The organism is Pseudomonas peradeniyensis, assembly GCF_014268935.2.
GTDB classification, from domain to species: Bacteria; Pseudomonadota; Gammaproteobacteria; order Pseudomonadales; family Pseudomonadaceae; genus Aquipseudomonas; species Aquipseudomonas peradeniyensis.
In genome coordinates this window covers 324124-347203 of the sequence record NZ_JABWRJ020000003.1, presented here as the reverse complement: position 1 = coordinate 347203, position 23080 = coordinate 324124, and the positions used below count along the sequence as shown (strand labels likewise).

The window sequence follows — 23080 nt, the reverse complement described above, 5'->3', positions numbered from 1 at the left end:
TCAGTCGGGAATGCGCAGCACCTGCCCCGGATAGATCTTGTCAGGATGCTTGAGCATCGGCTTGTTCGCCTCGAAGATCTTGTTGTACTTGTTGGCGTCGCCATAGACCCGCTTGGAGATGGCGCTCAACGTGTCGCCTTTCTCGACCTCGACGAACCGCGCCGCCTGGGCGATGGGCCCGGTGACAGTGATCTGGTCATCCACCGAAGCCACCCCTGCGATATTGCCGGCAGCCAGGATGATCTTCTCCTTCTCCTCCTGGCTGGCAACCTCGCCCTTGAGAATGACCTTGTCACCCTCTACAGTGGCCGAGATGTTCGGGTTGCCCAGGCCAACGTCCTGGACGTGTTTCTTCAACTGTTCCTCGGCATTGGCATTGCCCGGCGTCAGCAGGTCGATCAACTTCTCGCCGGCTTCCTTCACGAAACTGAACAGGCTCATGTGGCGCTCCTTTGATGGTGAATCCATGGAAGCAGGAGTCTAGGCCAGGATCACCCATCCCGCCCTGCTGCGACCAATCGACGCGCTCTATCACGACATAGACGCTAGCGATTAGACGCCATCGGCACAGGGGCCTAGGCTTGTGGGGTCAAACTGCCAGCCGGTATTCGCCCCGATGAACAGCAAGCCACCGGCCTGCGCGGCGTCCACGCCTTTTGCCCTGCCCGCCGCCAGCAACACCTACGACTACGTCCAGCTCACCGACACGGCCCCCGACAGCACGCCGCTGGCCGAGGAAGTGGCCCTGGCCATCGTCTACAACGGCCTGAACCAGGCGGTGATGCTGGTCAGCCCGACCGACCTGGAAGACTTCGCCGTCGGTTTCAGCGTGGGCAGCGGTATCGTCGCCGGTACCGAGGAAATCTACGACGTGAAGCTCTCCGGCAGTGGCTCGGCGCTGTATGCCGACCTGGAGATCTCCAGCCGTGCCTTCTGGAACCTGAAGAACCAGCGCCGCCAGCTGGCCGGCACCAGCGGCTGCGGCCTGTGCGGCGTCGAGGCCCTGGAGCAGGCATTGCCCGAGCTGGACGTGCTGCCCGGTGCGCCGCTGCCGCCCGCGCACTGGCTGAAAGACCTGCGCCAGCGCATCGATGCCTTCCAGCCCCTCGGCCAGCATTGCGGCGCGGTGCACGCGGCGCTGTTCATGGACCGCGACGGCCAGTTGCTGCTGGGCCGCGAAGACATCGGCCGGCACAACGCCCTGGACAAGCTGATCGGCGCCCTGCTACGCCAGCGCATCGACACCACCGGCGGCCTGGCCATCGTCACCAGCCGCTGCAGCCTGGAACTGATCCAGAAAGTCCTGCGCGCCGGCATCCAGACCCTGGTCAGCCTCTCCGCGCCCACGGGCCTGGCCCTGCAATGGGCGCGCAAGCACAACCTCAACCTCATCCATCTGCCCAAACACAGCGCACCGCGGGTGTTCAGCCCAGCGGCGGAGTAGCAACAGCCGTGACCTCCTACGAAAAACTGCCAGACAACGCCCCCGCCTCCACCCCTCGCTACAAGCCCTACCCCGGCCCCGCCGGCGGTTGGGGGGCGCTGCGCAGCGTGGCCAAGGCCTGGGTGGGCAGCGACAACGCCCTGAAGAACATCCGCGCCCTGCTCAAGACCAACCAGAACGGTGGCTTCGATTGCCCCGGCTGCGCCTGGGGCGACTCGCCAGAGAGCGGCATGGTCAAGTTCTGCGAGAACGGCGCCAAGGCGGTCAACTGGGAGGCCACCAAGCGTCGCGTCGATGCGGCGTTCTTCGCCCGCTACAGCGTCAGCGCGCTGCTCGAGCAGAGCGACTACTGGCTCGAATACCAGGGACGCCTGACCGAGCCGATGGTCTACGACCCGGTCACCGACCGTTACCGGCCGATCGACTGGGACGCGGCCTTCGCCCTGATCGCCCGGCATCTGAACAACCTGTCCAGCCCTGACCAGGCAGAGTTCTACACCTCCGGCCGGGCCAGCAACGAGGCGGCGTACCTGTACCAGCTGTTCGTGCGCGCCTACGGCACCAACAACTTCCCCGACTGCTCGAACATGTGTCACGAGGCCAGCGGCGTGGCCCTGGGGCAGAGCGTGGGGGTGGGCAAAGGCACGGTCACCTACGACGACTTCGAGCACGCCGACGCGATCTTCGTCTGGGGCCAGAACCCCGGCACCAACCACCCGCGCATGCTCGACCCGCTGCGTGACGCGGTGAAGCGCGGTGCCCAGGTGGTCTGCGTCAACCCGCTCAAGGAGCGTGGCCTGGAGCGCTTCCAGCATCCGCAGAACCCGCTGGAAATGCTGACCAACACTGACCGCCCGACCAACACGGCGTTCTTCCGACCGGCCCTGGGCGGCGACATGGCGCTGCTGCGCGGCATGGCCAAGTTCCTGCTGCAGTGGGAACGCGAAGCCCAGGCCAAGGGCGAGCCGGCGATCTTCGACCACGCCTTCATCGCCGAGCACGGCCATGGCGTGGACGAGTACCTGGCAGTGGTGGATGCCACTTCGTGGGAGCAGATCCAGGCGCAATCGGGCCTGACCCTGGCCGATATCGAACTGTCGGCGCGCATGTACTGCAAGGGCAAGCGGGTGATCATGTGCTGGGCGATGGGCATCACCCAGCACCGCCATTCGGTGCCGACCATCCAGGAAATCGTCAACCTGATGCTGCTGCGCGGCAATCTCGGCGTGCCGGGCGCCGGCCTGTGCCCGGTGCGCGGCCACAGCAACGTACAGGGCGACCGCACCATGGGCATCAACGAACGCCCGCCGGTGTTCCTGCTCGACGCCCTCGAAAAGCGCTTCGGCTTCCCGGTGCCGCGCCACAACGGCCACAACACCGTCGAGGCGATCCACGCCATGCTCGAAGGCCGGGCCAAGGTGTTCATCGGCCTGGGCGGCAACTTCGCTCAGGCCACGCCGGACACCGAGCGCACCGCGCAGGCGCTGCGCAACTGCGAGCTGACCGTGCACATCAGCACCAAGCTCAACCGCAGCCACCTGGTCCACGGCAAGCAGGCGCTGATCCTGCCGTGCCTGGGCCGCACCGATATCGACCTGCAGGACGAAGGTCCGCAGGCGGTGACGGTGGAGGACTCGTTCAGCATGGTCCACGCCTCCAACGGCCAGCTCAAGCCGTTGTCCCGACAGATGCGCTCGGAGCCGGCCGTGGTCGCCGGTATCGCCGCCGCCACCCTGGGCAAGCAACCGGTGGACTGGCACTGGTTGGTGGCCGACTACGACCGCATCCGCGACCTGATCGCCGACACCATCCCCGGCTTTGCCGACTTCAATGAACGCCTGCGCCTGCCCGGCGGCTTCTACCTGGGCAACAGCGCCGGCAGCCGCCAGTGGAAGACCGCCAGCGGTCGCGCCAACTTCAAGGCCAACCTGCTGCCCGACAGCCTGCTCGACGAGCGCGTGCGCGCCAGCGGCCAGTTGCCGGACCTGATCATGCAGTCGATGCGTTCGCACGATCAGTACAACACCACCATCTATGGCATGGACGACCGCTACCGCGGCGTGCGCGGCCAGCGCGACGTGCTGTTCGTCAACGAAGCCGACATCGTTCGCCTGGGCTTCCAGCCGGGGCAGAAGGTCGACATCGTATCGCTGTGGGGCGATGAGCATGTGCGCCGGGTGCATGGTTTCACCCTGCTGGCGTTCGACATTCCCGCCGGCCAGGCGGCGGCGTACTACCCCGAGGTAAACCCGCTGGTGCCGCTGGAAAGCATCGGCGATGGCAGCCATACGCCGACGTCGAAGTTCATCGCCATCAAGCTGGAGCGGGCACGGGACGACGGGCGCATCATCTGATGCCCTGCGCCGCTCCTACAGGGGGCAAGCGCAGATCCCGACAATTGCCCACAAAAAAGCCCTGTTCCGCAACGGTTCAGGGCTTCGTCATAAATAGCTCAGACAACCGAAAATCGCAAAAGTTTCATACATAATTCAATAACTTAGAGAATTGTGTACAACTCGTGCTACTCGTCGGATTCCGATTGCCAGGCGCCTCGGCGAGCCTCAAATTCCGCTTCGTCATCCCTCTGAGGCTCTCTTGATGAAGAAGTACTCCTCGATTCTGTTGTTGTCTTTTGGTCTGCTCAGCGGCGTTGCCATGGCAGGCGGCACCACCGAAGCCGGCATTGGCGGCGCATTGGGTGGGGTACTCGGCTCCGTGGTGGGCAACTCCATCGGCGGTAGCACCGGCGGTGCCATCGGTGCCGGCCTGGGCGGCGCGGCCGGCGGCGCCTTGGGTGCCGACAAGCGCCAACGCGGCGAAGCCGCCATCGGTGGCGCACTGGGCGCCGCGGGCGGCAACGTGGTGGGTCGCTCCGTGGGCGGCACCACCGGCAGCTACATCGGCGCGGCCGCCGGTGGTGGCGCCGGTGGCGCACTGGGCAACTACATGGGCAACAAGGCCGACGAAGACGAACGCCACGAGCGTCGCTACCGTCGCGACTACGACGATCGCCGCTACTACGACCGCGGCCACCACTACGGCCATCGCAAGCACAAGCGCCACTGGCGCCATGACTGATCGCCTGGCTTACGCCTGAGGCCTAAGGCCCTGCCCTCATCGGCAGGGCCTTTTCGTTTGCATACCCACCAGAGGATTAGGGGCTGCCCCGATATGGAGGCCACTAGCCACTAGTTATCATCGCTGTTTCGATCAAGCACAGGACGCAGGGAATGCGCACGATCATCACCGACCCCGTCTGTCTGCCCCGGGCCAGGAGAGGCTGAAGGATGCCCGGTCGTCGCCCGCCACTGCTCGGCGAAGCCAGCTTTGCGTCGATTCGCCAGCGGGTCGTACAGGCCACCGGCGTGCAACTGGCCGACGACCGCCGCGCCGTGGTCGCGGCGCGCCTGCACAAGCGCCTCAAGGCCCTGGGCCTGTCGGACTTCGAGCGCTACCTCGCCCTGCTCGACAGCCCCCGGGGCGCGGAGGAACACGAGCACCTGCTGCGCCTGTTGGTCGCCCGTGACAGCTACTTCTTTCGTGAGCATCGCCACTTCGAATGCCTGGCCCGCTGGCTGGCCGACCTCGACCACCCCGCACGCCTGTGGAGCGCCGCCTGCGCCACCGGGGAGGAAGCCTGGAGCCTGGCCATGGTCGCCGCCGAAAACGCCCGCCATCCCGGCTGGCAGGTGCTGGCCAGCGACTTCGACCCAAAACTGCTGGAGACCGCCGCTGCCGGCATCTACGACATCGCCCAGGCACGCTACTTCCCCGAAGGCTGGCTGGCCCGCCACTGCCTGTGCGGCGTCGACGAGATGGCTGGCCGGCTGCGGGTCACCGCGCCCCTGCGCGAGCAGGTGCGCTTCGAGGCGCTCAACCTGATCCAGCCCCTGCCCGAACAGCTCGGCAGCTTCGACGTCATCCTGTTGCGCAACCTGTTGTCGAACCTGGCGCCACGGTACAAGAACGAGGTACTCCAGCGTCTGCTGGCACACCTGCGCCCCGGTGGCCTGTTGATCATCGGTCACAGCGAGAGCGTCCACGCCCTGGGCCTGCCCCTGCGTCCACTACTGCCGTCGGTGTTCGAACGCCTATGATAAGAGGCACTGCCGCGCCCATCGGCAGACAAGGACTGATCGCGCAACCGCGCGGCAGTGCGCTTTCGGATCGAGCAGGCCTGCCGCCCCCCTTCCCTTGCGAAACAGGCCCTTATCCATGCCCTGCCGAATCCTGCTTGCCGATCACTCGCCGCTCTTCCGCGCCGGCCTGCGCGCCCTGCTTGAACAGAAGAAAGACTTCGTCGTGGTGGGCGACACCGGCGATGCCATGACGGCCGTGAGCCTTGCGGAAAAACTCAAGCCGGACATCGTGGTGCTCGACATGAGCGGCGAGCTGGACAGCCAGCAGGCCCTGCAGGAGCTGTTCATCCGTGCCCCCGCCTGCCGGGTGCTGATGTTCTCGCCACGTTCGGAGCTCGAGCATGTGATGAGCTGCCTGCAGCTGGGCGCCCATGGCTTCCTGCTCAAGAACGCCACGGTGAGCGAACTGGAGCAGGCCCTGCAGACCCTGCGCGGTGGCGGTCAGTTCCTGTCGTCGGCGGTACTGCCGATGGTCATCGGCCAGGCCCTGAAGCACAGCCGCAAGCGCGTCGTCAGCCAAGTCCAGACACCGCCGCTGACCACCCGCCAGCTGGAGATCCTGCGCCTGATCGCCCGTGGCGAGACCACACGCTCCATCGCCGACGGCCTGGGCCTGAGCATCAAGACCGTCGAGGCTCACCGCTCGCAGATCATGCACCGCCTGCAGATCCACGACGTGCCCGGCCTGGTGCTGTTCGCCGTGCGCGAGGGGATCATTCGCCTCAACGATTGAGCGACAGTCCGGCGAGGATCAGCTGCAGCGTTTCCGGCAGCGCCACCGGACGGCCCGAGGCCCGCTCGATGAACACCTGCACCACACTCCCCGCCGCGCAGGCCTCGGCCTCGCCCGGGCGGAACAGCGCCAGGCGGAACTCCACGGTACTGCCTGCCAGGCGTGTCACGCCCAGGCCCACCTCGAGAACGTCGGGAAAGCCCGGCAAGGCGAAGAAGTCCGCGGCCGAGCTGACGACGAAGCCGGCCAGCTCACCGTCGCGCAGGTCCAGTTCGGCCTGTTCGACCAGGAAGGCCTGGATGGCTGTTTCGAAGAAGGCATGCACGGTGGCGCCAGCGAGGTGACCATTGTGGTCGTTGTCCTGCGGGCGGGTAAGGATGGGGTGGAAATGGGAGAAGGCGGAGCGTTGGGGGGATTCTGTCATGAGGCATCTGCTTTCTGGTGGGTGCCCTGCAAGTGAAACAGATTCTGGCCGTGCTGTATTGATGCAGCAATCCGACAAACCTTCAGGAACGGCGTGTAAAGCCTGTAGGAGCTGGCCTTCCTTACGATAGCCTCAGTAGACACAGCACCCAAAGCAGGTTTTCAGATACGAAAAAGCCGCCCCGAAGGGCGGCTTTTCATCCGAACCGGCTGCAGCTTACAGCTGCGGACCAGCGGCCTTGATGGCGTCGGAAACGTCGAACTTCTTGAAGTTCTCGGTGAACAGCGTGGCCAGGCCCTTGGCGGCTTCGTCGTAGGCAGCCTTGTCAGCCCAGGTGTTGCGTGGGTTGAGCAGCTCGGTCTCGACGCCCGGAACAGCCTTCGGCACGTCCAGGTTGATGATGTCCAGGTGCTCGGTCTCGGCACCGACCAGAGCGCCGCTCTGGATGGCAGCGATCACGCCACGGGTAGTCGGGATGCTGAAGCGCTTGCCAACGCCGTAGCCACCACCGGTCCAGCCAGTGTTGACCAGGTAGACCTTGGAGCCGAACGCCTTGATACGCTTGATCAGCAGTTCGGCGTACACACCGGCCGGACGCGGGAAGAACGGTGCGCCGAAGCAGGTAGAGAAGGTCGACTTGATGCCGCCGCCCGAACCCATTTCGGTGGAACCGACCAGCGCGGTGTAGCCGGACAGGAAGTGGTAGGCCGCCTGCTCGTTGTTCAGGATCGACACCGGAGGCAGTACGCCGGTCAGGTCGCAGGTCAGGAAGATGACCGCGTTCGGCTCACCGCCCAGGTTCTCTGCCGAGACCTTCTCGACGTGCGCCAGCGGATAGGCGGCACGGCTGTTCTGGGTCAGGCTCACGTCGGCGTAGTCGGCGTGCTTGTTGGCGTCGATCACGACGTTTTCCAGCACCGCGCCGTGCTTGATGGCTTTCCAGATGACCGGCTCGTTCTTCTCGGAGAGGTCGATGCACTTGGCATAGCAACCGCCTTCGATGTTGAAGACCACGCCCTCACCCCAGCCGTGCTCGTCGTCACCGATCAGGTAACGGCTTTCGTCGGCCGACAGGGTGGTCTTGCCGGTGCCGGACAGGCCGAAGAACAGGGTGACATCGCCCTCTTCGCCGATGTTGGCGGCGCAGTGCATCGGCAGCACGTCGGCGGCCGGCAGCAGGAAGTTCTGCACCGAGAACATGGCTTTCTTCATTTCACCGGCGTAACGCATGCCGGCGATCAGCACCTTCTTCTGGGCGAAGTTGATGATCACGCAGCCATCGGAGTTGGTGCCGTCACGCTCAGGCACGCACTCGAAGTTGGCGACGTTGAGGATCTGCCACTCACCACGGCCAGCCGGGTTGTACTGCTCGGGATTGATGAACAGGCAACGGCCGAACAGGTTCTGCCAGGCGGTCTGGGTGGTCATCTTGACCGGCAGGTAGTGCTCGGCCGCAGCGCCTACGTGAACGTAGGAAACGAAGTGATCCTGGGCGTTGTTGAACGCCTCGACGCGGTCCCACAGGGCATCGAACTTGTCGGCCGGGAACTTGCGGTTGATCGGGCCCCAGCCAATCTGGTCCTGGGTGGACGGTTCTTCGACGATGAAACGGTCAGCCGGCGAACGGCCGGTGCGGTGACCGGTTTCCACCACCAGCGCGCCAGTATCGGCCAGCACGCCTTCACCGCGGGACAGCGCTTCTTTTACCAGCTCATCGACGCTCAGGTCGGTGTACACGGTGTTGTTGGCTTGCGTCATGAGATACCCCATCCGGCCCGAGGCCGAGTGCTCCAAACGTTTTGTAGTCGTCTCGAAAAAACTACTACAGCGAAAAAAGTGGCCGGATTATGCCAGAAACGCCCAAAAAAAGTAGGCCCCTCCTGTCAGAACTGCGTTTTTGCGCAATTCGACAGGAGATTATCCTGTAGTGAACCGTTTCAGTGCTGAGTTTCTGACGGCGCCTCGGTGCCGCCACCGGCAAACAATTGCGCCACATCGCTTGCATCGAAGAGATAGCGCTCGTTGCAGAACTGGCAATCGATCTCGACCTGGCCGCCGCATTCGGCCACCAGCGCCTTGGCATCCTGCTCGCCGAGGCTGACCAGGGCGTTGCCGGAACGCTCGCGCGAGCAGCTGCAACGGAAGCGTAGCGGCTGGATATCGAACAGGCGAACCGCGTCCTCGTGGTACAGGCGATGCAACACGGTTTCGTTGTCCAGGCCGAGCAGTTCCTCGCTCTTCACGGTGTTGGCCAGGGCCTTGACGTGGGCCCAGCTTTCCTCGCGCTCCTCGCTGTCCTTGTGGATCTCGGCCGGCAGCTGCTGCACCAGCAGGCCACGGGCGCGGGCGCCATCGGCGGCCAGGGAGATGCAGGTATTCACCTGCTGCGACATGACGAAGTAGTTGGTGAAGCACTCCGACAGGTCCTTGCCGTCCAGCTCTACGGTGCCCTGGTAGCGCTGGCCGTTGACCGGAATGATGGTCAGCACCAGGTGACCGCCCGGCATCAGGTCGGCAAGGCCGGCATCCGCCTTGATCTGCTCGGCCTCGTAGCGCGCCAGGCCACGGATGTCGTGCTCGCTGGTGTACTCGATGGCCAACAGCGGCACCGGGCCCTGGGACTGCGCCTGGAGCACCAGCAACCCGTCGAACTTCAGGGTGCCGACCAGCAGCGCGGCGGCGGCCATGAGCTCACCCAGCAGGTGCTGCACCGGCTGCGGATAGTCGTGCTTGGCCAGCACCTCGGCGTAGCTGCGTTCCAACGCGACCATTTCGCCGCGCACGTCGCGGTCATCGAACAGGAAGCGTTGGGTGAAATCGGTATCTGGCAAGTCGCTCATGGTTGTCTGGCTTTCTAAAAATGATTACAAAATAATTACAGGAGACCGAAAGGTCCGTCGTAGAGCGCCCTACGAGGCGCTCAAATCCTGCTGGATATCGAGGTATTTTATGGACAATCGACCACTGTTCCAAGCAAGGTGGTCCTGGGGCCCCTTGGCAGCCTGCACCCTGCTACCCATCGCATTACTGTGTTTCTGGTTGTGGCCCGTTGGCCAGATCCTGTGCCTGACTTTCGACGAGTGGCTGTTCCACAGCCTCAATGCGCCCCTGGCCGACAACCTGGTCTGGCGGTCGATCTGGGCGGTCGGCAGCTTGCGTCCGTTCGACATCCTGGTCGGCCTGATCATGCTGTCGCTGCTGATCCGCGGCGATTGGGTATTCAAGGCCACCCAGGCGCGCCAGGCGTTTTTCGGATTCCTGGTCACCCTACTCCTCTTAGTGGTGATTCGCGCGCTGTTTTCCAAGTGGGTCAGCGCAATGGGCTGGCAACACAACAGCCCGTCAATGGTGTTCGACAACGCCGTGCACCTGAGCGACTTCTACCCACACATGGAAGCAAAGTGGGAACTGAAGGACCGTTCCAGCCAGAGTTTCCCGGGTGACCACGCCTCGGTGCTGCTGATCTGGGCGCTGTTCATGAGCCTGTTCAGCCGCCGCCTGGTGCAGCACCTGGTGATCTGGGCACTGGCCTTGCTGTTCATGCTGCCGCGCCTGGTGGCCGGCGCCCATTGGGGGCAGGACGACTACATCGGCGGCCTGTTGATGGCGGTGCTGGCACTGGGCTGGAGCTGCCACACGCCCCTGGCGGCCAAGGCCAGCGCGGCGCTGGTGCGCTGGACGGCGCCCCTGTTCGGCCTGCTCGGCAAGCTGCCGTTGGTCGGGCGCATGAGCGTGATGCGCGCCGCCTGATCCCTTGCCGGGGCCGCCAGCCGGCCCCCGGCACTCACGCCCTGGCCAGCTCCGGCAGGTCCCCGGACAACCCCAGCGCCTGGCGCACGAACAGTGCCTTGGCCTCGGGCATCTGCTCCACCAGCTTCAGGCCGCTGTTGCGCAGCCAGCGCAGGGGCAGCGGATTGGCCTGGAACAGGCGCTCGAAGCCCTCCATCGCCGCCATCAACGCCAGGTTGTGCGGCATGCGTCGCCGCTCGAAGCGGCTCAGCACCTTCACATCGGCCAGGCGCTCGCCACGCTCGCAGGCGCGGACCAGCTCCTCGGCCAGCACCGCGGCGTCGAGAAAGCCCAGGTTGACCCCCTGCCCGGCCAACGGGTGGATGGTGTGGGCGGCATCGCCGATCAGCGCCAGTCCCTCTTCCACGTAGCGCTTGGCATGACGCTGGCGCAGCGGCACGCAGACCCGCGGATCCGCCTCCAGCACATCGCCCAGACGCCCCTCGAACGCCCGCTCAAGTGCCTGGCGGAAGCTCGCGTCATCCATCGCCATGACCTGCTCGGCCTGCTCCGGGGTGGTCGACCAGACGATCGAACACCAGTCCTGGCGGCCATCGCGGCTGAGCGGCAGAAATGCCAGCGGGCCTTCGTCGGTGAAGCGCTGCCAGGCCGTGGCCCGGTGCGCCTCGCTGCAGCGCACGCTGGTGACGATGGCGTGGTGCAGGTAATCCCACTCGCGGGTCGCGCAGCCGGCCAGGCGGCGTACCGCCGAGTTGGCGCCATCGGCGGCGATCACCAGCGGCGCGCGCAGCTTGCGGCCATCGGCCAGGGTCAGCAGCCACTCATCGCCGGAGCGGCGCAGCTGCTCCAGGCGAGCGTTGGCCAGCAGCCCGACATCGCTGTCGTGCAGGCGCTCCAGCAGGCCATCCTGGACCACACGGTTCTCGACGATATGACCCAGCACCTCGGCATGCACGCTGGCCGCCGAGAAATGGATCTCGCCGGTGCCGCTGCCGTCCCAGACATGCATGTCCGAGTACGGCGAGACACGCCGCCGGGCGATGCCGTCCCAGGCCCCGAGGCGCTCGAGAATGCGCTGGCTGGCCGCCGACAGGGCACTGACCCGCGGCTCGAAAGGTGCCTCGCCGTCAAACGGCTTGACCGTCATCGGCCCGCCATCGAGCAGGAGCACCTCCAGGCCACTGTGGCGCAGGGCCAGGGCCAGGGCGCTGCCGACCATACCGGCACCGACAATCAACAGATCTGCGCGCATTTCCATGCCTTACGCCTGCCTCGCTTGCGGCTTGAGCCGCACGTATAGGGTTTTGTCGACCCGCGCCACCAGCTCGCCGGCGCCGTCGCGGATCTCCACCTGCAGCCGGGGCAGGTATTTCTTGCCGCTGGCGGTCTGCTGGCGGATTTCGTCCAGCAGCGCGTCGTCGACGTGGAACTCGGCATACACCGGGCCCTTGCCCGGCGAGATGAAATCGATGCTGGCGGCCTTGTCCCAGACGATGTATTCACGCCCCAGCTGCTCGATCAGCAGCAGCATGTAGAACGGATCGACCATCGCGTACAGGCTGCCGCCGAACTGGGTGCCGACGTAGTTGCGATTCCACCGTGTCAGCTTCATGCGCACCTTGACGCTGCGCATGTCCGGGCTGATTTCCTGGATGTGGATACCGGCGCCCAGGTAGGGCGGGTAGAAGTTCAGCAGCCAGCGCAGCATACGCGCCCGCCGTGCGAGCCTGCGCGCATCGCTCATGGCCGGCCTCGCGGGTCGGGGCGGGTGCCCAGGCCCATGGCCTGGCGGGCGAACCAGCTTTTCGCCGGTGGCAGCAGGTCCAGGCCGAGCAGGCCGAGGTTGCGCCCGGCCGCCAGCAGCGGCTGGCTGCTGCCAAATAGGCGGGTGACCTGGTCGGAGAAGCCGATGGTCAGGGCCTGGTCGAGGCGCTGGCGCTGGTGATAGGCCTGCAGCGTGGCCAGTTCACCCGGCAGCGCCGGGCCGGCCAGCAAGGCGTCCGCCAGCGACTGCACGTCGCGCAGCGACAGGTTGAAGCCCTGGCCGGCGATCGGGTGCAGGCTGTGGGCGGCGTTGCCCAGCACCACCAGGTGCGGGCGCACCTGTTCCTCGGCCTCGACCAGCGACAGCGGATAGAGATGGCGGGCACCGACTTGGCGCAAAGCGCCGAGGCGGTAGCCGAAGGCCTCCTGCAGCTCGCGCAGGAAGCTGCGCTCGTCGAGCTCGGCCAGGCGCCTGGCGTCCATCCCCTGGCGGGTCCAGACCAGCGCGCAGCGGTTGTCCGCCAGCGGCAGCAAGGCCATCGGGCCTTGCTCGGTGAAGCGCTCGAAAGCCTGGCCAGCGTGGGCTTCGCCCGGGGTGATATTGGCGATCAGCGCGCTCTGGTCATAGGGCGTGTTGCGCACATGGATGCCCAGTTGCTCGCGCAGGCCCGAACGACCGCCGTCGGCCAGCACCGCCAGGTCGCATTCCAGCGAAGTGTCGTCGTCCAACTGCAGGCGGTAGCCGCCGGCGATGGCCTGCATCGCCTGCACCTGCGCCGGGCAGCGCCAGCTGATCACTTCGTTGTCGATGGCCTGCCACAGGCACTGGCCAAGCCAGGCGTTCTCCACCACGTAGCCGAGCGCCGGCACGCCTTCTTCCAGGGCGTCCAGGCGGGTGCCGCCGAAGCGGCCGCGGTCGGACACCTGGATCTGCCGGATCGGCTCGGCGCGGCGGCTGATGGTCTGCCACAACCCCAGGCGCTCGTAGATCTGTCGGGTGCCGTAGGACAGCGCCGAGGAGCGTGCGTCGTAGCTGGGCTGAAAGCTGTCGCCAGGCGCGAACGGCTCGATCAGCAGGATCTTCCAGCCACGGGCCTTGGCCGCGGCCTGCAGCGTCAGGGCCAGGCTCGCACCCACCAGGCCGCCACCGATGATCGCCAGGTTGACCCGGTTCATGCGGCGTCCTTGCGGGCGTCGTGCATCAGCGCCTCGATCTCGGCGACCGTGCGCGGCACGCCTGAAGTCAGGATTTCACAGCCTTGTCTGGTCACCACCACGTCGTCCTCGATCCTTACCCCGATGCCGCGCCACTTCTTCGCCACCGCCTGGTTGTCGGCGGCGATGTAGATGCCGGGCTCGACGGTCAGCGCCATGCCCGGTTCGAGCACGCGCCACTGGCCACCGACCTTGTATTCGCCCACGTCGTGCACATCCATGCCCAGCCAGTGTCCGGCACGGTGCATGTAGAAGGCACGGTAGGCCTCGCTGTCGATCAATGCCTGTACCTCGCCCTTGAGCAGCCCCAGCGCCACCAGTCCTTCGGTGATCACCCGCACGGTCGCCTCGTGGGCGTGGTTCCAGTGCTTGCCCGGGGCGATCTCGGCGAACGCCGCGGCCTGGGCCGCGAGCACCAGCTCGTAGATGGCTTTCTGTTCCGGCGAGAACCGCCCGTTGACCGGGAAGGTGCGGGTGATATCGCTGGCGTAGCAGTCGATCTCGCAACCGGCGTCGATCAGGACCAGGTCGCCGTCCTTGAGCGGCGCGTCGTTCTGCTGGTAATGCAGGATGCAGCCATTGCGCCCGGCGGCGACGATCGAGCCGTAGGCCGGCATCTTCGCCCCGCCCTTGCGGAACTCGTAGTCCAGCTCGGCTTCCAGGCTGTACTCGTGCAGCCCGGCGCGGCAGGCCTGCATGGCGCGCACGTGGGCCCGGGCGGAAATCACCGCGGCCTCGCGCATGACCTTCACTTCCGCCGCCGATTTATACAGGCGCATGTCGTGCAGCAGATGATCCAGGGCAACGAACTCGTTCGGCGGCTGGGCACCGAGGCGGGCCTTGGAGCGGATCACGTTGATCCACTCCATCAGCCGGCGGTCGAACTCGGGGTTGCTGCCCATGTTGCTGTAGACCCGCTCGCGCCCTTCGATCAGGCCCGGCAGGATCTCGTCGATATCGCTGATGGGGAAGGCATCGTCGGCGCCGAAATCGCCCACTGCTCCTTCCTGGCCGGCGCGCAGGCCGTCCCACTGCTCGCGCTCGGGGTTGCGCTCGCGGCAGAACAATACGTACTCGCCATGCTCGCGCCCCGGAATCAGGGCGATCACCGCCTCGGGTTCAGGGAAGCCGCTCAGGTACTGGAAATCGCTGTCCTGGCGGTAGACATGCTCGACGTCGCGGTTGCGGATGGCAACCGCGGCCGCCGGCAGGATGGCGATGCTGTTGGGGACCATCTGCGCCATCAGCGCCTTGCGCCGACGGGCGTACTCCGCCTTGGGTATGTGGCTCATGGGCAAACGACCCCGTTCAGATCAGTGCAGCGATGGCTTTGGCGCAGGTGCTTGCGGCTTGGCCAGCTCCGTGTACAGCAGCAGCGGGGCGACGCGCAGGTACTCCATGACCTCCATGTAGTCGCTCTCGCCGTCCTCGGACTCTTCCAGCGCTTCCTGGACCTGGGAGATGGCCACCAGGTCCTGGAGCACTTCCTTGGCATCGGTGGACAGGTCCTTGCCGCCGGCGTTCAGGCCGAAGCCGGTGATGAAGCCCTGGCACCACTGGCCCAGCGCGGTGGCGCGGTCGCTGAGTGCGGCATCATCGGAAGGCAGCAGCAGGACGATGGCGACGTCCTCGCCGGTCAGCTCGGCCTTGACCATCTCTTGCAGGCCGACCAGGGCGTTGCGCACCGAGTCGCCGGGCTCGGTCTCGAGCAACTGGGCGGCGTCGGCCAGCCAGGCATCCGCATCGAAGCCGGCGCCGGCGCAGCTGCGGCCGATCAGCAGGCCATGCAGCTCGGCGGGGGTGACAGGGTGGCCATTGCTCGAAAGCAACATGGCGAAGGCGATGTAGGGCGATTGGGTATTGGGCATGGGCAGCTAGGCGCCAGACGGCGCAATGACTAGAATGGAGACCTTGTATCCTAGCACCGGCAGGCGCGCCAAGACCATCGGCACTGGCCGTCGCGCCCTTGGGGCAGGCATGATCGCCAGGCGAGTGAAGGAATCGAGTGCAACCCATGCAAGAGAACGACCTGCAAGCGCTGATGAGCCGGTTCGAGTTGCTGATCGAACGGGTCGAGCAACTAAAGCGGCAAAACGCACTCTTAGTAGCTCAGGAACGATCCTGGCGCGAGGAGCGCGCCCACCTGATCGAAAAGAACGAGATCGCCAAACGCAAGATCGAATCGATGATCCTGCGCCTCAAGGCCCTGGAGCAAGACTCATGAGTTCAAGCAATAGCGTCACCGTCCAGATCCTCGACAAGGAATACTCGATCATCTGCCCGCCCGAGGAGCGCAACAACCTGGTCGGCGCCGCCCGTTACCTGGACGGCAAGATGCGCGAGATCCGCAGCAGCGGCAAGGTGATCGGCGCCGACCGCATCGCCGTGATGGCCGCGCTGAACATCACCCACGAGCTGCTGCACCGCCAGGAACGCCCCGAAGTGACCAGCGGCGGCACCACCCGCGAGCAGGTGCGCGACCTGCTGGAGCGGGTCGACCAGGCCCTGTCCGACGATCCGGTTAGCAAAAACGACTGAGATTGGTATACTGGCGCCACTCCCTGGGGGATGCGCCAGTCGGTTATGTCCCTGAGCCGATACGCACAACCACGGGGGTTGCACGCTGGGGCAGGTGTGCATGTCCGCCCGACGGAAAGCCTTAACGCCCCCTGCAATCTCCACCTTGAACTTTCGGGTTCAAGGGCTACACCGATAGCGGTCTTGTCGGGGAGCCTGCATTCAGAACTGCCCGCCTCCAACGGCGGGCTTTTCGTTTCTTCTGGGATCGCCCGTGCCATGACCGACACCGCGCCGCTTACCCGCCCCCAGCTTCGCCGCCTCCTGCGCAACGCCCGCCGCGCCCTCACGCCTGCCCAGCAACGCCAGGCCGCCGAAGGTCTGTATCGCCAACTGGCGCAGGATCCGCTGTTCCGCCGTGCCCGGCATATCGCCCTGTACCTGCCCAATGACGGCGAAATCGACCCGCGCCTGCTGCTGCGCGAAGCGCACAAGCGCGGCAAGCGTGTCTACCTGCCGGTGCTGCACGCCTGGCCACGCACGCGCATGGTGTTCCAGCGCTTCGAGGCCGGCGAGGCACTGCGCCCCAACCGCTTTCGCATCCTGGAGCCGGTGATCGAACGCAAGCGGCAACGGCCGATCTGGGCGCTGGACCTGATCCTGCTGCCGCTGGTCGGTTTCGACGAGATGGGGGGGCGCCTGGGCATGGGCGGTGGCTTCTATGACCGCAGCCTGGCCTATCTGGGCCGGCGCAAGGCGTGGAAAAAACCGCTGCTGCTGGGGCTGGCGCACGAATGCCAGAAAGTGGAGCGGCTCAACCAGGCGAGCTGGGATGTACCGTTGCAAGGCACGGCCTCGGACCGTGGCTGGTACCTGGCACCCAAGTGAGGTGCGCGAAGGGGATCAGCGGTGCTGTTGCTGCGCCGGATCGACGGGCGCCTGCTGGAAGGCGGCATCCAGCTTGCGTTCCCACAAGCCTTGCGCGTAACCGGTGGTGACCACGCCCAGCCCGAAAATGAAGGCCAGGATCCAGAGCAGGTCCGGTTTACGTTGTTTCATTGATCGTCCCCCAAGAACAACTGTCCAGGCTCGGCGGCTTTCTTGATGGCGGCCGGAGCGTATAGCTTAAAATCGGCGCATTTTCCGACAACATGAGTCGCCAGGCAAACGTTGACGCCAACCGACTGTCGGTTTCATGCAACGAGTTATTTCAAACTCTTTCAGGAGCAGCATCCATGGCCTACTGGCTGATGAAATCCGAGCCCGACGAGCTCTCCATCGAAGCCTTGGCACGCCTGGGCAGCGCCCGCTGGGACGGGGTGCGCAACTACCAGGCGCGCAATTTCCTGCGGGCCATGAGCGTAGGCGACGAATTCTTCTTCTACCACTCCAGCTGCCCGCAACCGGGTATCGCCGGCATCGCCCGGATCAGCACCGCCGCCTACCCGGACCCGACCGCCCTGGATCCGCACAGTCACTACCACGATGCCAAGGCCAGCGCCGAGAAGAACCCGTGGAGTGCGGTGGACGTCGAGCACGTGCGGACCTTCCGCCAGGTGCTCGGCCTGGGCCTGCTCAAGCAGCAGGCGGCGCTCGAGGAACTGCCCCTGGTGCACAAAGGCAGCCGCCTGTCGGTGATGCCGGTGACCGCCGGGCAATGGGCCGCGATTCTCGCGCTGAGCTGATTGTGCGGCTATTGTCAGGGGTTTGACCAACATCAACGCGCAAGGAAGCGCGTCGCGCCAGGATAAGGCGTGCCAGCCGCAGGATGCAGACCGATGAATCGAAAAGCCCCCAGAATCTTCGCCTCCGCCTTGGTATTGCTGTTGCTGGCGGCAGGCGGGCTGGGCTACTGGAAGTCCCTCCACGACCGCCTGCCCGAAGGCCTGAGCATGGGCAACGGGCGCCTCGAGTCCACAGAGGTGCAGATCGCCAGCAAGATCCCCGGGCGCCTGGCCGAGGTGCTGGTCGACGAAGGCGACAAGGTCACCCGCGGCCAGTTGCTGGCGCGCATCGACACCCGCACGATGGAAGCCCAGCGCAGCCAGGCCGAGGCCGAAGTGCTGCGCGCCCGCGAGAACTACGCCGCCGCCCAGGCCAGCGTGCAGCTGCGCCAGAGCGAACTGTTGCTGGCCAGCCAGGAGCTCAAGCGGGTACGCGAGATCTACCAGCGCAAGTTCGCCAGCCAGCAGCTGCTCGACCAGCAGCAGGCCCGCTACGACACCGCCACCGCGGCCGTGGTCGCGGCCCGGGCCCAGCTGGCAGCGATCAAGGCCGCCATCGGCGCCGCCGAGGCCCAGGTCGCCCAGCTCACCAGCGAAATCGACGACAGCAGCCTGCGCGCGCCCATCGACGGCATCATCCAGCTGCGCCTGGCCGAACCCGGCGAAGTGCTCGGCGCCGGTGGCCGGGTGCTGATGCTGATCGACCCCAGCGACCAGTACATGAACCTCTACCTGCCCGCCGCCACCACCGGCCGCCTGACCGTCGGCGACCAGGCGCGGATCGTGCTCGACGCCCTGCCGGACAAGGCCCTGCCGGCCAAGGTGGCGTTCGTCGCGGCCAAGGCGCAGTTCACCCCGAAACAGGTCGAGACCCGTGATGAGCGGCAAAAATTGGTGTTCCGGGTCAAGCTGCGCCTGACCGAACCGAGTGCCGTGCCCCAGGCCAAACCGGGCATGCCCGGCGCCGGGTACGTGCGCACCGCCGACGTGGGCTGGCCGGCCAACCTGCAATGAACGCGGCGATCGCCCTGCGGGCCGAGGGTGTCAGCCACCGCTATGGCGACCTGCAGGCCCTGCACAGCCTCGCGTTCAGCCTGCCGGCCGGAACCCGCTGCGGCCTGATTGGCCCGGATGGCGCCGGCAAGTCGACCCTGCTCGGGCTGATCGCCGGGGTCAAGCGCCTGCAACAGCGCGAGCTGCAGGTGCTCGGTGGCTCGATCCGCCAGCGCCGCCACCGCACCGCGCTGTATCCCAAGGTCGCCTTCATGCCCCAGGGCCTGGGCAACAACCTGTACCCGGAGCTGTCGATCCGCGAGAACATCCGTTTCTTCGCCACCCTGTTCGGCCTGGGCCGCGCCGAATGCGAGCAACGCATGACCAGCCTGCTGCGCGCCACCGACCTGGAGCGCTTCGCCGAGCGCCCGGCCGGCAAGCTCTCGGGCGGCATGAAGCAGAAGCTCGGGTTGTGCTGCGCGCTGATCCACGAACCGGACCTGCTGATCCTCGACGAGCCGACCACCGGCGTCGATCCGCTGTCACGGCAGCGCTTCTGGGAGCTGGTCGAGCAGGTGCGCGCCCAGCGCCCGCAACTGACCCTGCTGGTGGCCACCGCCTACATGGAGGAAGCCGAGCAGTTCGAGCACTGCCTGATGCTCGACGCTGGCCGCCTGCTGGCCGCCGGCCTCAGCCGCGAGCTGGCGGCGGCCACGCCCAGCGGCAAGCTGGACGACGCCTTCACCCACTTCCAGGGCGCCGGCCGACCACAGCCCGAGCCCCTGCGCATTCCGCCACGCCAGGCCGACGACGGGCCGATCGCCATCGAGGCCCACGACCTGACCCTGCGCTTCGGCGACTTCACCGCAGTGAACAAGGTCAGCTTCGCCATCGGCCGCGGCGAGATCTTCGGTTTCCTCGGCTCCAACGGCTGCGGCAAGACCACCACCATGAAGGTGCTCACCGGCCTGATGCCGGCCAGCGAGGGCAGCGCCAGCCTGCTTGGCCGGCCGGTGGATGCCGGCGACCTGGCCACGCGCAAGCGGGTCGGCTTCATGTCCCAGAGCTATTCGCTGTATGGTGAGCTGAGCGCCCGGCAGAACCTCGAACTGCACGCCCGCCTGTTCGACCTGGCCAAGGCCGACAGCGCGCCGCGCATCGCCGAGCTCATCGAGCGCTTCGACTTAGGCGCCATCGCCGACCAGCCGTCCGGCGCCCTGCCCCTGGGCCTGCGCCAGCGCCTGTCGCTGGCCGTGGCGGTGCTGCACCGCCCGGAAGTGCTGATCCTCGACGAGCCGACCTCGGGTGTCGACCCGGCGGCCCGCGACGATTTCTGGCGCCTGCTGGTGGAGTTGTCCCGCGAGCAGGGCGTGACCATCTTCCTGTCCACCCACTTCATGAACGAGGCCCTGCGCTGCGACCGCATCTCGCTGATGCACGCCGGCCGGGTGCTCGCCTGCGACACCCCGCTGGCCCTGCAGCACCAGTTCGGCGGCGAAACCCTGGAAGACGCCTTCGTGCGCTGCCTCGAACAGGCCCAGGACGCGCCCGTCCAGGCGCAGGCCGACACGGGGCTGGAACAGGCCGCCGCCCCGGCGCCTGCCTTGCGCCAGGCCTTCAGCCTGCGCCGCCTGCTGGCGGTGGCCAGCCGCGAAGGCAAGGAACTGCTGCGCGACAAGGTACGCCTGGCCTTCGCCCTGCTTGGCGCGCTGTTCATGATGGTGATCTTTGGCTACGGCATCTCGCTGGATGTGGAGGATCTCGCCTTCGCCGTGTACGACCAGGACCAGAGCCCGCAGAGCCGCGCCTACCTCGAGGCCTTCCGGGGCTCGCGCTACTTCGCCGAACAGGCGCCGATCCGCGATGCCCGCCAGTTGCACCAGCGCCTGCAACGCTCGGAGATCAAGCTGGCCCTGGAAATCCCGCCGGGCTTCGGTCGCGACCTGCATGCCGGGCGCCAGCCGGTGGTGGCCGCCTGGCTCGATGGCGGCATGCCGTTCCGCGCCGAGACCAGCCGCAACTATGTCGAAGCCGTGCACCAGGCCAACCTGGAGCAGCTGGCCGCCCTCGGCCCGCACCCGGTGGCGCGCCAGCAGCCGGTACGCCTGGAGACACGCTTTCGCTACAACCAGGACGTGGTCAGCGTGAACGCCATCGGCCCCGGCGTCATGGCGCTGATCCTGGCCTTCATCCCGGCCATGCTCACCGCGCTGGGCATCGTCCGGGAAAAGGAACTGGGCTCGATCACCAACTTCTACGCCACCCCATTGACCCGCCTGGAGTTCCTGCTCGGCAAGCAGGCGCCCTACCTCGCGGTAAGCCTGGTCAACCTGGCACTGCTGGTGGCGATGAACCGCTGGCTGTTCGGCGTGCCGCTCAAGGGCAGCCCGCTGGCCCTGGCCTGCGGCGGCCTGGCCTACCTGCTGGCGACCACCAGCCTGGGCCTGCTGATCTCGGCGTTCACCCGCACGCAGATCGCGGCGATCCTCGGCACCATGATCATCACCAGCCTGCCGACCATCCAGTTCTCCGGCCTGATCGTGCCGCGCTCGTCGCTGGACGGCGCGGCGGCGCTGATGGGCCAGCTGTTCCCGGCCGGCTATTTCCTCGACATCGCCGTCGGCACCTTCACCAAGGCCCTGGGCCTGCGCGAGCTGTGGCCGCAGTGCCTGGCGCTGCTGGGCTTCTTCGCCGCCTTCACCGGGCTGAGCCTGGCCATGCTGAAAAAACAGGAGGCCTGAGATGAGCCGCCTCTCCCACACCCTGCGCCTGGGCCTGAAGGAACTCACCAGCCTGCGCCACGACAGCGTGTTGCTGCTGTTCCTGCTGTACGCCTTCAGCGTGGCGATCTACATGCCCGCCGCAGGCTCGGTGATCGGCGTGCACAACGCCAGTGTCGCGGTGGTCGACGAAGACCACGGCGCCGTCTCGCGCAAGCTCGCCGAGTCGCTGCAGCCGCCCGAATTCCAGCCCGCCGTGGCACTGCCCGCGGATGGCCTGGACCAGGCCATGGACAGCGGGCGCTACACCTTCGTGATCAACGTGCCGGTGAACTTCCAGGCCGACCTGCTGGCCGGGCGCTCGCCGGAGCTGCAGGTCAACGTCGATGCCACGGCCATGAGCCAGGCCTTCATGGGAGCCGGCTACATCGGCCGGATCTTCGAGCGCGAACTGCTGGAGTATGCAGGCCGCGGCACCAGCAGCCCGGCCCTGCTCAACCCGAAAGCGCTGTTCAACCCTAACCTGGAAGGCGGTTGGTTCCTGGCGGTGATCCAGATCGTCAACAACATCACCATCCTGGCCATCGTCCTCACCGGCACCGCGCTGCTGCGCGAGCGTGAGCACGGCACCCTCGATCACCTGCTGGTGCTGCCGCTGACCGCGCTGGAAATCATGCTGGCGAAGATCGCCAGCAACGCCCTGGTGGTGGTGGCCTGTACCTGGATATCGCTGGAAGTGGTGGTCAAGGGCGCCCTGGGCGTGCCGCTGGCGGGCTCAATGGGACTGTTCCTCGGGGTGACAGCGCTGTACCTGTTCGCCAGCACGGCGCTTGGCATCTTCCTCGCCACCCTGGCGCGCTCGACGCCGCAGTTCGGCCTGCTGGCGATCCCGGTGATCATCCCGATGCTGCTGCTCTCGGGAGGCAGCACGCCGCTGGACAGCATGCCGCAGTGGCTGCAGTGGGTCATGCAGGGCTCGCCCTCGACCCACTTCGTCAGCCTCGGCGCGGCGATCCTGTTCCGCGACGCCGGGCTGAACGTGGTGTGGCCGGATGTGGCGGCCCTGGCCGCGATCGGCCTGGTGTTCTTCGGCGTGGCCCTGGCGCGCTTTCGCCGCAGCCTCGCCGCCTGATCACTGCACGATCAGGTTGTTGAACAGCAGGTCCTCGACGATCGGCTTGCCCTCTTCGGACTCCATCACCTGCTGCACCTGCTTCAGGGCTTCCTGGCGCAGTTTTTCCTTGGCCTCGACGTTGCTCATGTTGTCCACGCCCTGCTGGGTGAACAGCGCCACCAGCTGGTTGCGGATCAGCGGCTCGTGGTGCTTGACCGCAGTGGCGGCGGCATCGCCGGTCACGCGCAGGGCGACGTCGGCCTTGAACACGCGCAGCTTGGGGCCGCCGTCAAGGGCGTAGTTGCCGACGAAGGGCGGGCTGAGGCTGATGTAGGCGACCTTGGGCTCGCCTTCCTTTTCCTCGGCCATCGCCGCCACTGGCAGCATCAGGGCCAGCACCATCAAGATCCACGCTTTCACGAATTCGCTCCTCAATACAGTTGGCGCCAGCTTACCCAGCGCGCCGGCCAAACCCAAGCCCAGGCTTATGCCGGCTCATCAGGGCCGGCCATGCTCGTTGACCCTCGGGACGGCCCTCCTACA

At 66.4% G+C, this 23080-nt stretch carries 24 protein-coding genes and 1 other RNA gene; 14 read left to right on the top strand and 11 right to left on the bottom strand.

Annotated features, from left to right (window positions below; all coding sequences use genetic code 11):
- On the bottom strand, window positions 1-441 hold the full coding sequence (gene lysM, locus HU751_RS16480) for a peptidoglycan-binding protein LysM (RefSeq protein WP_186731827.1): 441 nt from the start codon (window positions 439-441) through the stop codon (window positions 1-3).
- Between the two features lie 175 nt (window positions 442-616).
- Between lysM and fdhD the strand changes: the two genes are divergently transcribed.
- From fdhD to HU751_RS16455, 5 genes are all read left to right on the top strand, one after another.
- Complete coding sequence (fdhD, locus tag HU751_RS16475; protein ID WP_186731828.1) at window positions 617-1444, top strand: formate dehydrogenase accessory sulfurtransferase FdhD; 828 nt, start codon at window positions 617-619, stop codon at window positions 1442-1444.
- Window positions 1445-1452: 8 nt separating this feature from the next.
- Window positions 1453-3798, top strand: a complete 2346-nt coding sequence (locus tag HU751_RS16470) for an FdhF/YdeP family oxidoreductase (protein ID WP_186731829.1) — start codon at window positions 1453-1455, stop codon at window positions 3796-3798.
- A 244-nt stretch (window positions 3799-4042) separates the two neighbouring features.
- Window positions 4043-4522, top strand: a complete 480-nt coding sequence (locus tag HU751_RS16465) for a glycine zipper domain-containing protein (protein ID WP_050703337.1) — start codon at window positions 4043-4045, stop codon at window positions 4520-4522.
- Between the two features lie 209 nt (window positions 4523-4731).
- Window positions 4732-5541 carry a CheR family methyltransferase gene (locus HU751_RS16460; RefSeq protein WP_186731830.1) on the top strand — a complete coding sequence of 270 codons (810 nt, stop codon included), beginning with the start codon at window positions 4732-4734 and terminating at the stop codon, window positions 5539-5541.
- Between the two features lie 118 nt (window positions 5542-5659).
- Window positions 5660-6316 (top strand): response regulator, encoded by a 657-nt coding sequence (locus tag HU751_RS16455; RefSeq protein ID WP_186712109.1) that lies wholly within the window; start codon window positions 5660-5662, stop codon window positions 6314-6316.
- Here HU751_RS16455 and HU751_RS16450 read toward each other — a convergent pair.
- The 3 genes from HU751_RS16450 to hslO all read right to left on the bottom strand — a co-directional run bounded on the left by HU751_RS16450 (window position 6306) and on the right by hslO (window position 9580).
- Window positions 6306-6740, bottom strand: coding sequence for an acyl-CoA thioesterase (locus HU751_RS16450; protein WP_186712110.1), 435 nt, complete (start codon window positions 6738-6740; stop codon window positions 6306-6308). The genes HU751_RS16455 and HU751_RS16450 overlap by 11 nt on opposite strands.
- A 216-nt stretch (window positions 6741-6956) precedes the next feature.
- A complete protein-coding gene (locus HU751_RS16445; protein WP_186712112.1) occupies window positions 6957-8498 on the bottom strand; it encodes a phosphoenolpyruvate carboxykinase in 1542 nt (513 codons plus the stop codon).
- Window positions 8499-8677: 179 nt separating this feature from the next.
- On the bottom strand, window positions 8678-9580 hold the full coding sequence (gene hslO, locus HU751_RS16440; RefSeq protein ID WP_186731831.1) for an Hsp33 family molecular chaperone HslO: 903 nt from the start codon (window positions 9578-9580) through the stop codon (window positions 8678-8680).
- Between the two features lie 109 nt (window positions 9581-9689).
- Here hslO and HU751_RS16435 point away from each other — a divergent pair, with 109 nt between their 5' ends.
- A complete protein-coding gene (locus HU751_RS16435; RefSeq protein WP_186731832.1) occupies window positions 9690-10490 on the top strand; it encodes a phosphatase PAP2 family protein in 801 nt (266 codons plus the stop codon).
- A 34-nt stretch (window positions 10491-10524) separates the two neighbouring features.
- Here HU751_RS16435 and HU751_RS16430 read toward each other — a convergent pair whose 3' ends face one another.
- The 5 genes from HU751_RS16430 to HU751_RS16410 are packed head-to-tail and all read right to left on the bottom strand — an operon-like array spanning window position 10525 to window position 15337.
- The gene (locus tag HU751_RS16430; RefSeq protein WP_186731905.1) at window positions 10525-11742 is read right to left on the bottom strand and encodes a 2-octaprenyl-3-methyl-6-methoxy-1,4-benzoquinol hydroxylase; all 1218 of its coding nucleotides are present in this window, start codon (window positions 11740-11742) and stop codon (window positions 10525-10527) included.
- Between the two features lie 9 nt (window positions 11743-11751).
- Window positions 11752-12234 (bottom strand): DUF4442 domain-containing protein, encoded by a 483-nt coding sequence (locus HU751_RS16425; protein WP_050703327.1) that lies wholly within the window; start codon window positions 12232-12234, stop codon window positions 11752-11754.
- Window positions 12231-13430, bottom strand: a complete 1200-nt coding sequence (ubiH, locus tag HU751_RS16420) for a 2-octaprenyl-6-methoxyphenyl hydroxylase (RefSeq protein WP_186731833.1) — start codon at window positions 13428-13430, stop codon at window positions 12231-12233. The genes HU751_RS16425 and ubiH overlap by 4 nt, the downstream gene beginning before the upstream one ends.
- On the bottom strand, window positions 13427-14761 hold the full coding sequence (pepP, locus tag HU751_RS16415) for a Xaa-Pro aminopeptidase (protein WP_186731834.1): 1335 nt from the start codon (window positions 14759-14761) through the stop codon (window positions 13427-13429). The genes ubiH and pepP overlap by 4 nt, the downstream gene beginning before the upstream one ends.
- A 21-nt stretch (window positions 14762-14782) precedes the next feature.
- Window positions 14783-15337, bottom strand: a complete 555-nt coding sequence (locus HU751_RS16410) for a YecA/YgfB family protein (protein ID WP_050703324.1) — start codon at window positions 15335-15337, stop codon at window positions 14783-14785.
- A 146-nt stretch (window positions 15338-15483) separates the two neighbouring features.
- Between HU751_RS16410 and HU751_RS16405 the strand changes: the two genes are divergently transcribed.
- From HU751_RS16405 to HU751_RS16390, 4 genes are all read left to right on the top strand, one after another.
- A complete protein-coding gene (locus HU751_RS16405; RefSeq protein WP_023631616.1) occupies window positions 15484-15693 on the top strand; it encodes a TIGR02449 family protein in 210 nt (69 codons plus the stop codon).
- Complete coding sequence (locus HU751_RS16400) at window positions 15690-16007, top strand: cell division protein ZapA (protein ID WP_028688562.1); 318 nt, start codon at window positions 15690-15692, stop codon at window positions 16005-16007. Before HU751_RS16405 ends, HU751_RS16400 begins: the two co-directional genes overlap by 4 nt.
- A 17-nt stretch (window positions 16008-16024) precedes the next feature.
- A non-coding RNA gene (gene ssrS / locus HU751_RS16395) (6S RNA) lies at window positions 16025-16204 on the top strand.
- Window positions 16205-16265: 61 nt separating this feature from the next.
- Window positions 16266-16874 (top strand): 5-formyltetrahydrofolate cyclo-ligase, encoded by a 609-nt coding sequence (locus HU751_RS16390; RefSeq protein WP_186731835.1) that lies wholly within the window; start codon window positions 16266-16268, stop codon window positions 16872-16874.
- 15 nt (window positions 16875-16889) lie between these two features.
- Here the strand turns inward: HU751_RS16390 and HU751_RS16385 are convergent, their stop codons facing one another.
- On the bottom strand, window positions 16890-17045 hold the full coding sequence (locus HU751_RS16385; protein ID WP_186731836.1) for a hypothetical protein: 156 nt from the start codon (window positions 17043-17045) through the stop codon (window positions 16890-16892).
- Between the two features lie 176 nt (window positions 17046-17221).
- Here HU751_RS16385 and HU751_RS16380 point away from each other — a divergent pair, with 176 nt between their 5' ends.
- The 4 genes from HU751_RS16380 (at window position 17222) to HU751_RS16365 (ending at window position 22555) form a co-directional block, all read left to right on the top strand.
- Window positions 17222-17671: an EVE domain-containing protein gene (locus tag HU751_RS16380; RefSeq protein ID WP_186731837.1), complete on the top strand. Its 450-nt coding sequence runs from the start codon at window positions 17222-17224 to the stop codon at window positions 17669-17671.
- A 93-nt stretch (window positions 17672-17764) separates the two neighbouring features.
- The gene (locus HU751_RS16375; RefSeq protein WP_050703321.1) at window positions 17765-18724 is read left to right on the top strand and encodes an HlyD family secretion protein; all 960 of its coding nucleotides are present in this window, start codon (window positions 17765-17767) and stop codon (window positions 18722-18724) included.
- Window positions 18721-21444 (top strand): ribosome-associated ATPase/putative transporter RbbA, encoded by a 2724-nt coding sequence (gene rbbA / locus HU751_RS16370; RefSeq protein WP_186731838.1) that lies wholly within the window; start codon window positions 18721-18723, stop codon window positions 21442-21444. The genes HU751_RS16375 and rbbA overlap by 4 nt, the downstream gene beginning before the upstream one ends.
- Window position 21445: 1 nt before the next feature.
- The gene (locus HU751_RS16365; protein ID WP_186731839.1) at window positions 21446-22555 is read left to right on the top strand and encodes an ABC transporter permease; all 1110 of its coding nucleotides are present in this window, start codon (window positions 21446-21448) and stop codon (window positions 22553-22555) included.
- On the opposite strand, the gene HU751_RS16360 is transcribed toward HU751_RS16365, so the two are convergent.
- Window positions 22556-22957 carry a flagellar basal body-associated protein FliL gene (locus HU751_RS16360; protein WP_186731840.1) on the bottom strand — a complete coding sequence of 134 codons (402 nt, stop codon included), beginning with the start codon at window positions 22955-22957 and terminating at the stop codon, window positions 22556-22558.
- Window positions 22958-23080 lie beyond the last annotated feature (123 nt).

What these genes read in the sequence shown, in the direction of transcription:
- lysM (WP_186731827.1), bottom strand. Translation starts at nt 441, where the DNA reads ATGAGCCTGTTCAGTTTCGTGAAGGAAGCCGGCGAGAAGTTGATCGAC.
- fdhD (WP_186731828.1), top strand. Translation starts at nt 617, where the DNA reads ATGAACAGCAAGCCACCGGCCTGCGCGGCGTCCACGCCTTTTGCCCTG.
- HU751_RS16465 (WP_050703337.1), top strand. Translation starts at nt 4,043, where the DNA reads ATGAAGAAGTACTCCTCGATTCTGTTGTTGTCTTTTGGTCTGCTCAGC.
- HU751_RS16460 (WP_186731830.1), top strand. Translation starts at nt 4,732, where the DNA reads ATGCCCGGTCGTCGCCCGCCACTGCTCGGCGAAGCCAGCTTTGCGTCG.
- HU751_RS16455 (WP_186712109.1), top strand. Translation starts at nt 5,660, where the DNA reads ATGCCCTGCCGAATCCTGCTTGCCGATCACTCGCCGCTCTTCCGCGCC.
- HU751_RS16450 (WP_186712110.1), bottom strand. Translation starts at nt 6,740, where the DNA reads ATGACAGAATCCCCCCAACGCTCCGCCTTCTCCCATTTCCACCCCATC.
- HU751_RS16445 (WP_186712112.1), bottom strand. Translation starts at nt 8,498, where the DNA reads ATGACGCAAGCCAACAACACCGTGTACACCGACCTGAGCGTCGATGAG.
- hslO (WP_186731831.1), bottom strand. Translation starts at nt 9,580, where the DNA reads ATGAGCGACTTGCCAGATACCGATTTCACCCAACGCTTCCTGTTCGAT.
- HU751_RS16435 (WP_186731832.1), top strand. Translation starts at nt 9,690, where the DNA reads ATGGACAATCGACCACTGTTCCAAGCAAGGTGGTCCTGGGGCCCCTTG.
- HU751_RS16430 (WP_186731905.1), bottom strand. Translation starts at nt 11,742, where the DNA reads ATGCGCGCAGATCTGTTGATTGTCGGTGCCGGTATGGTCGGCAGCGCC.
- HU751_RS16425 (WP_050703327.1), bottom strand. Translation starts at nt 12,234, where the DNA reads ATGAGCGATGCGCGCAGGCTCGCACGGCGGGCGCGTATGCTGCGCTGG.
- ubiH (WP_186731833.1), bottom strand. Translation starts at nt 13,430, where the DNA reads ATGAACCGGGTCAACCTGGCGATCATCGGTGGCGGCCTGGTGGGTGCG.
- pepP (WP_186731834.1), bottom strand. Translation starts at nt 14,761, where the DNA reads ATGAGCCACATACCCAAGGCGGAGTACGCCCGTCGGCGCAAGGCGCTG.
- HU751_RS16410 (WP_050703324.1), bottom strand. Translation starts at nt 15,337, where the DNA reads ATGCCCAATACCCAATCGCCCTACATCGCCTTCGCCATGTTGCTTTCG.
- HU751_RS16405 (WP_023631616.1), top strand. Translation starts at nt 15,484, where the DNA reads ATGCAAGAGAACGACCTGCAAGCGCTGATGAGCCGGTTCGAGTTGCTG.
- HU751_RS16400 (WP_028688562.1), top strand. Translation starts at nt 15,690, where the DNA reads ATGAGTTCAAGCAATAGCGTCACCGTCCAGATCCTCGACAAGGAATAC.
- HU751_RS16390 (WP_186731835.1), top strand. Translation starts at nt 16,266, where the DNA reads ATGACCGACACCGCGCCGCTTACCCGCCCCCAGCTTCGCCGCCTCCTG.
- HU751_RS16385 (WP_186731836.1), bottom strand. Translation starts at nt 17,045, where the DNA reads ATGAAACAACGTAAACCGGACCTGCTCTGGATCCTGGCCTTCATTTTC.
- HU751_RS16380 (WP_186731837.1), top strand. Translation starts at nt 17,222, where the DNA reads ATGGCCTACTGGCTGATGAAATCCGAGCCCGACGAGCTCTCCATCGAA.
- HU751_RS16375 (WP_050703321.1), top strand. Translation starts at nt 17,765, where the DNA reads ATGAATCGAAAAGCCCCCAGAATCTTCGCCTCCGCCTTGGTATTGCTG.
- rbbA (WP_186731838.1), top strand. Translation starts at nt 18,721, where the DNA reads ATGAACGCGGCGATCGCCCTGCGGGCCGAGGGTGTCAGCCACCGCTAT.
- HU751_RS16365 (WP_186731839.1), top strand. Translation starts at nt 21,446, where the DNA reads ATGAGCCGCCTCTCCCACACCCTGCGCCTGGGCCTGAAGGAACTCACC.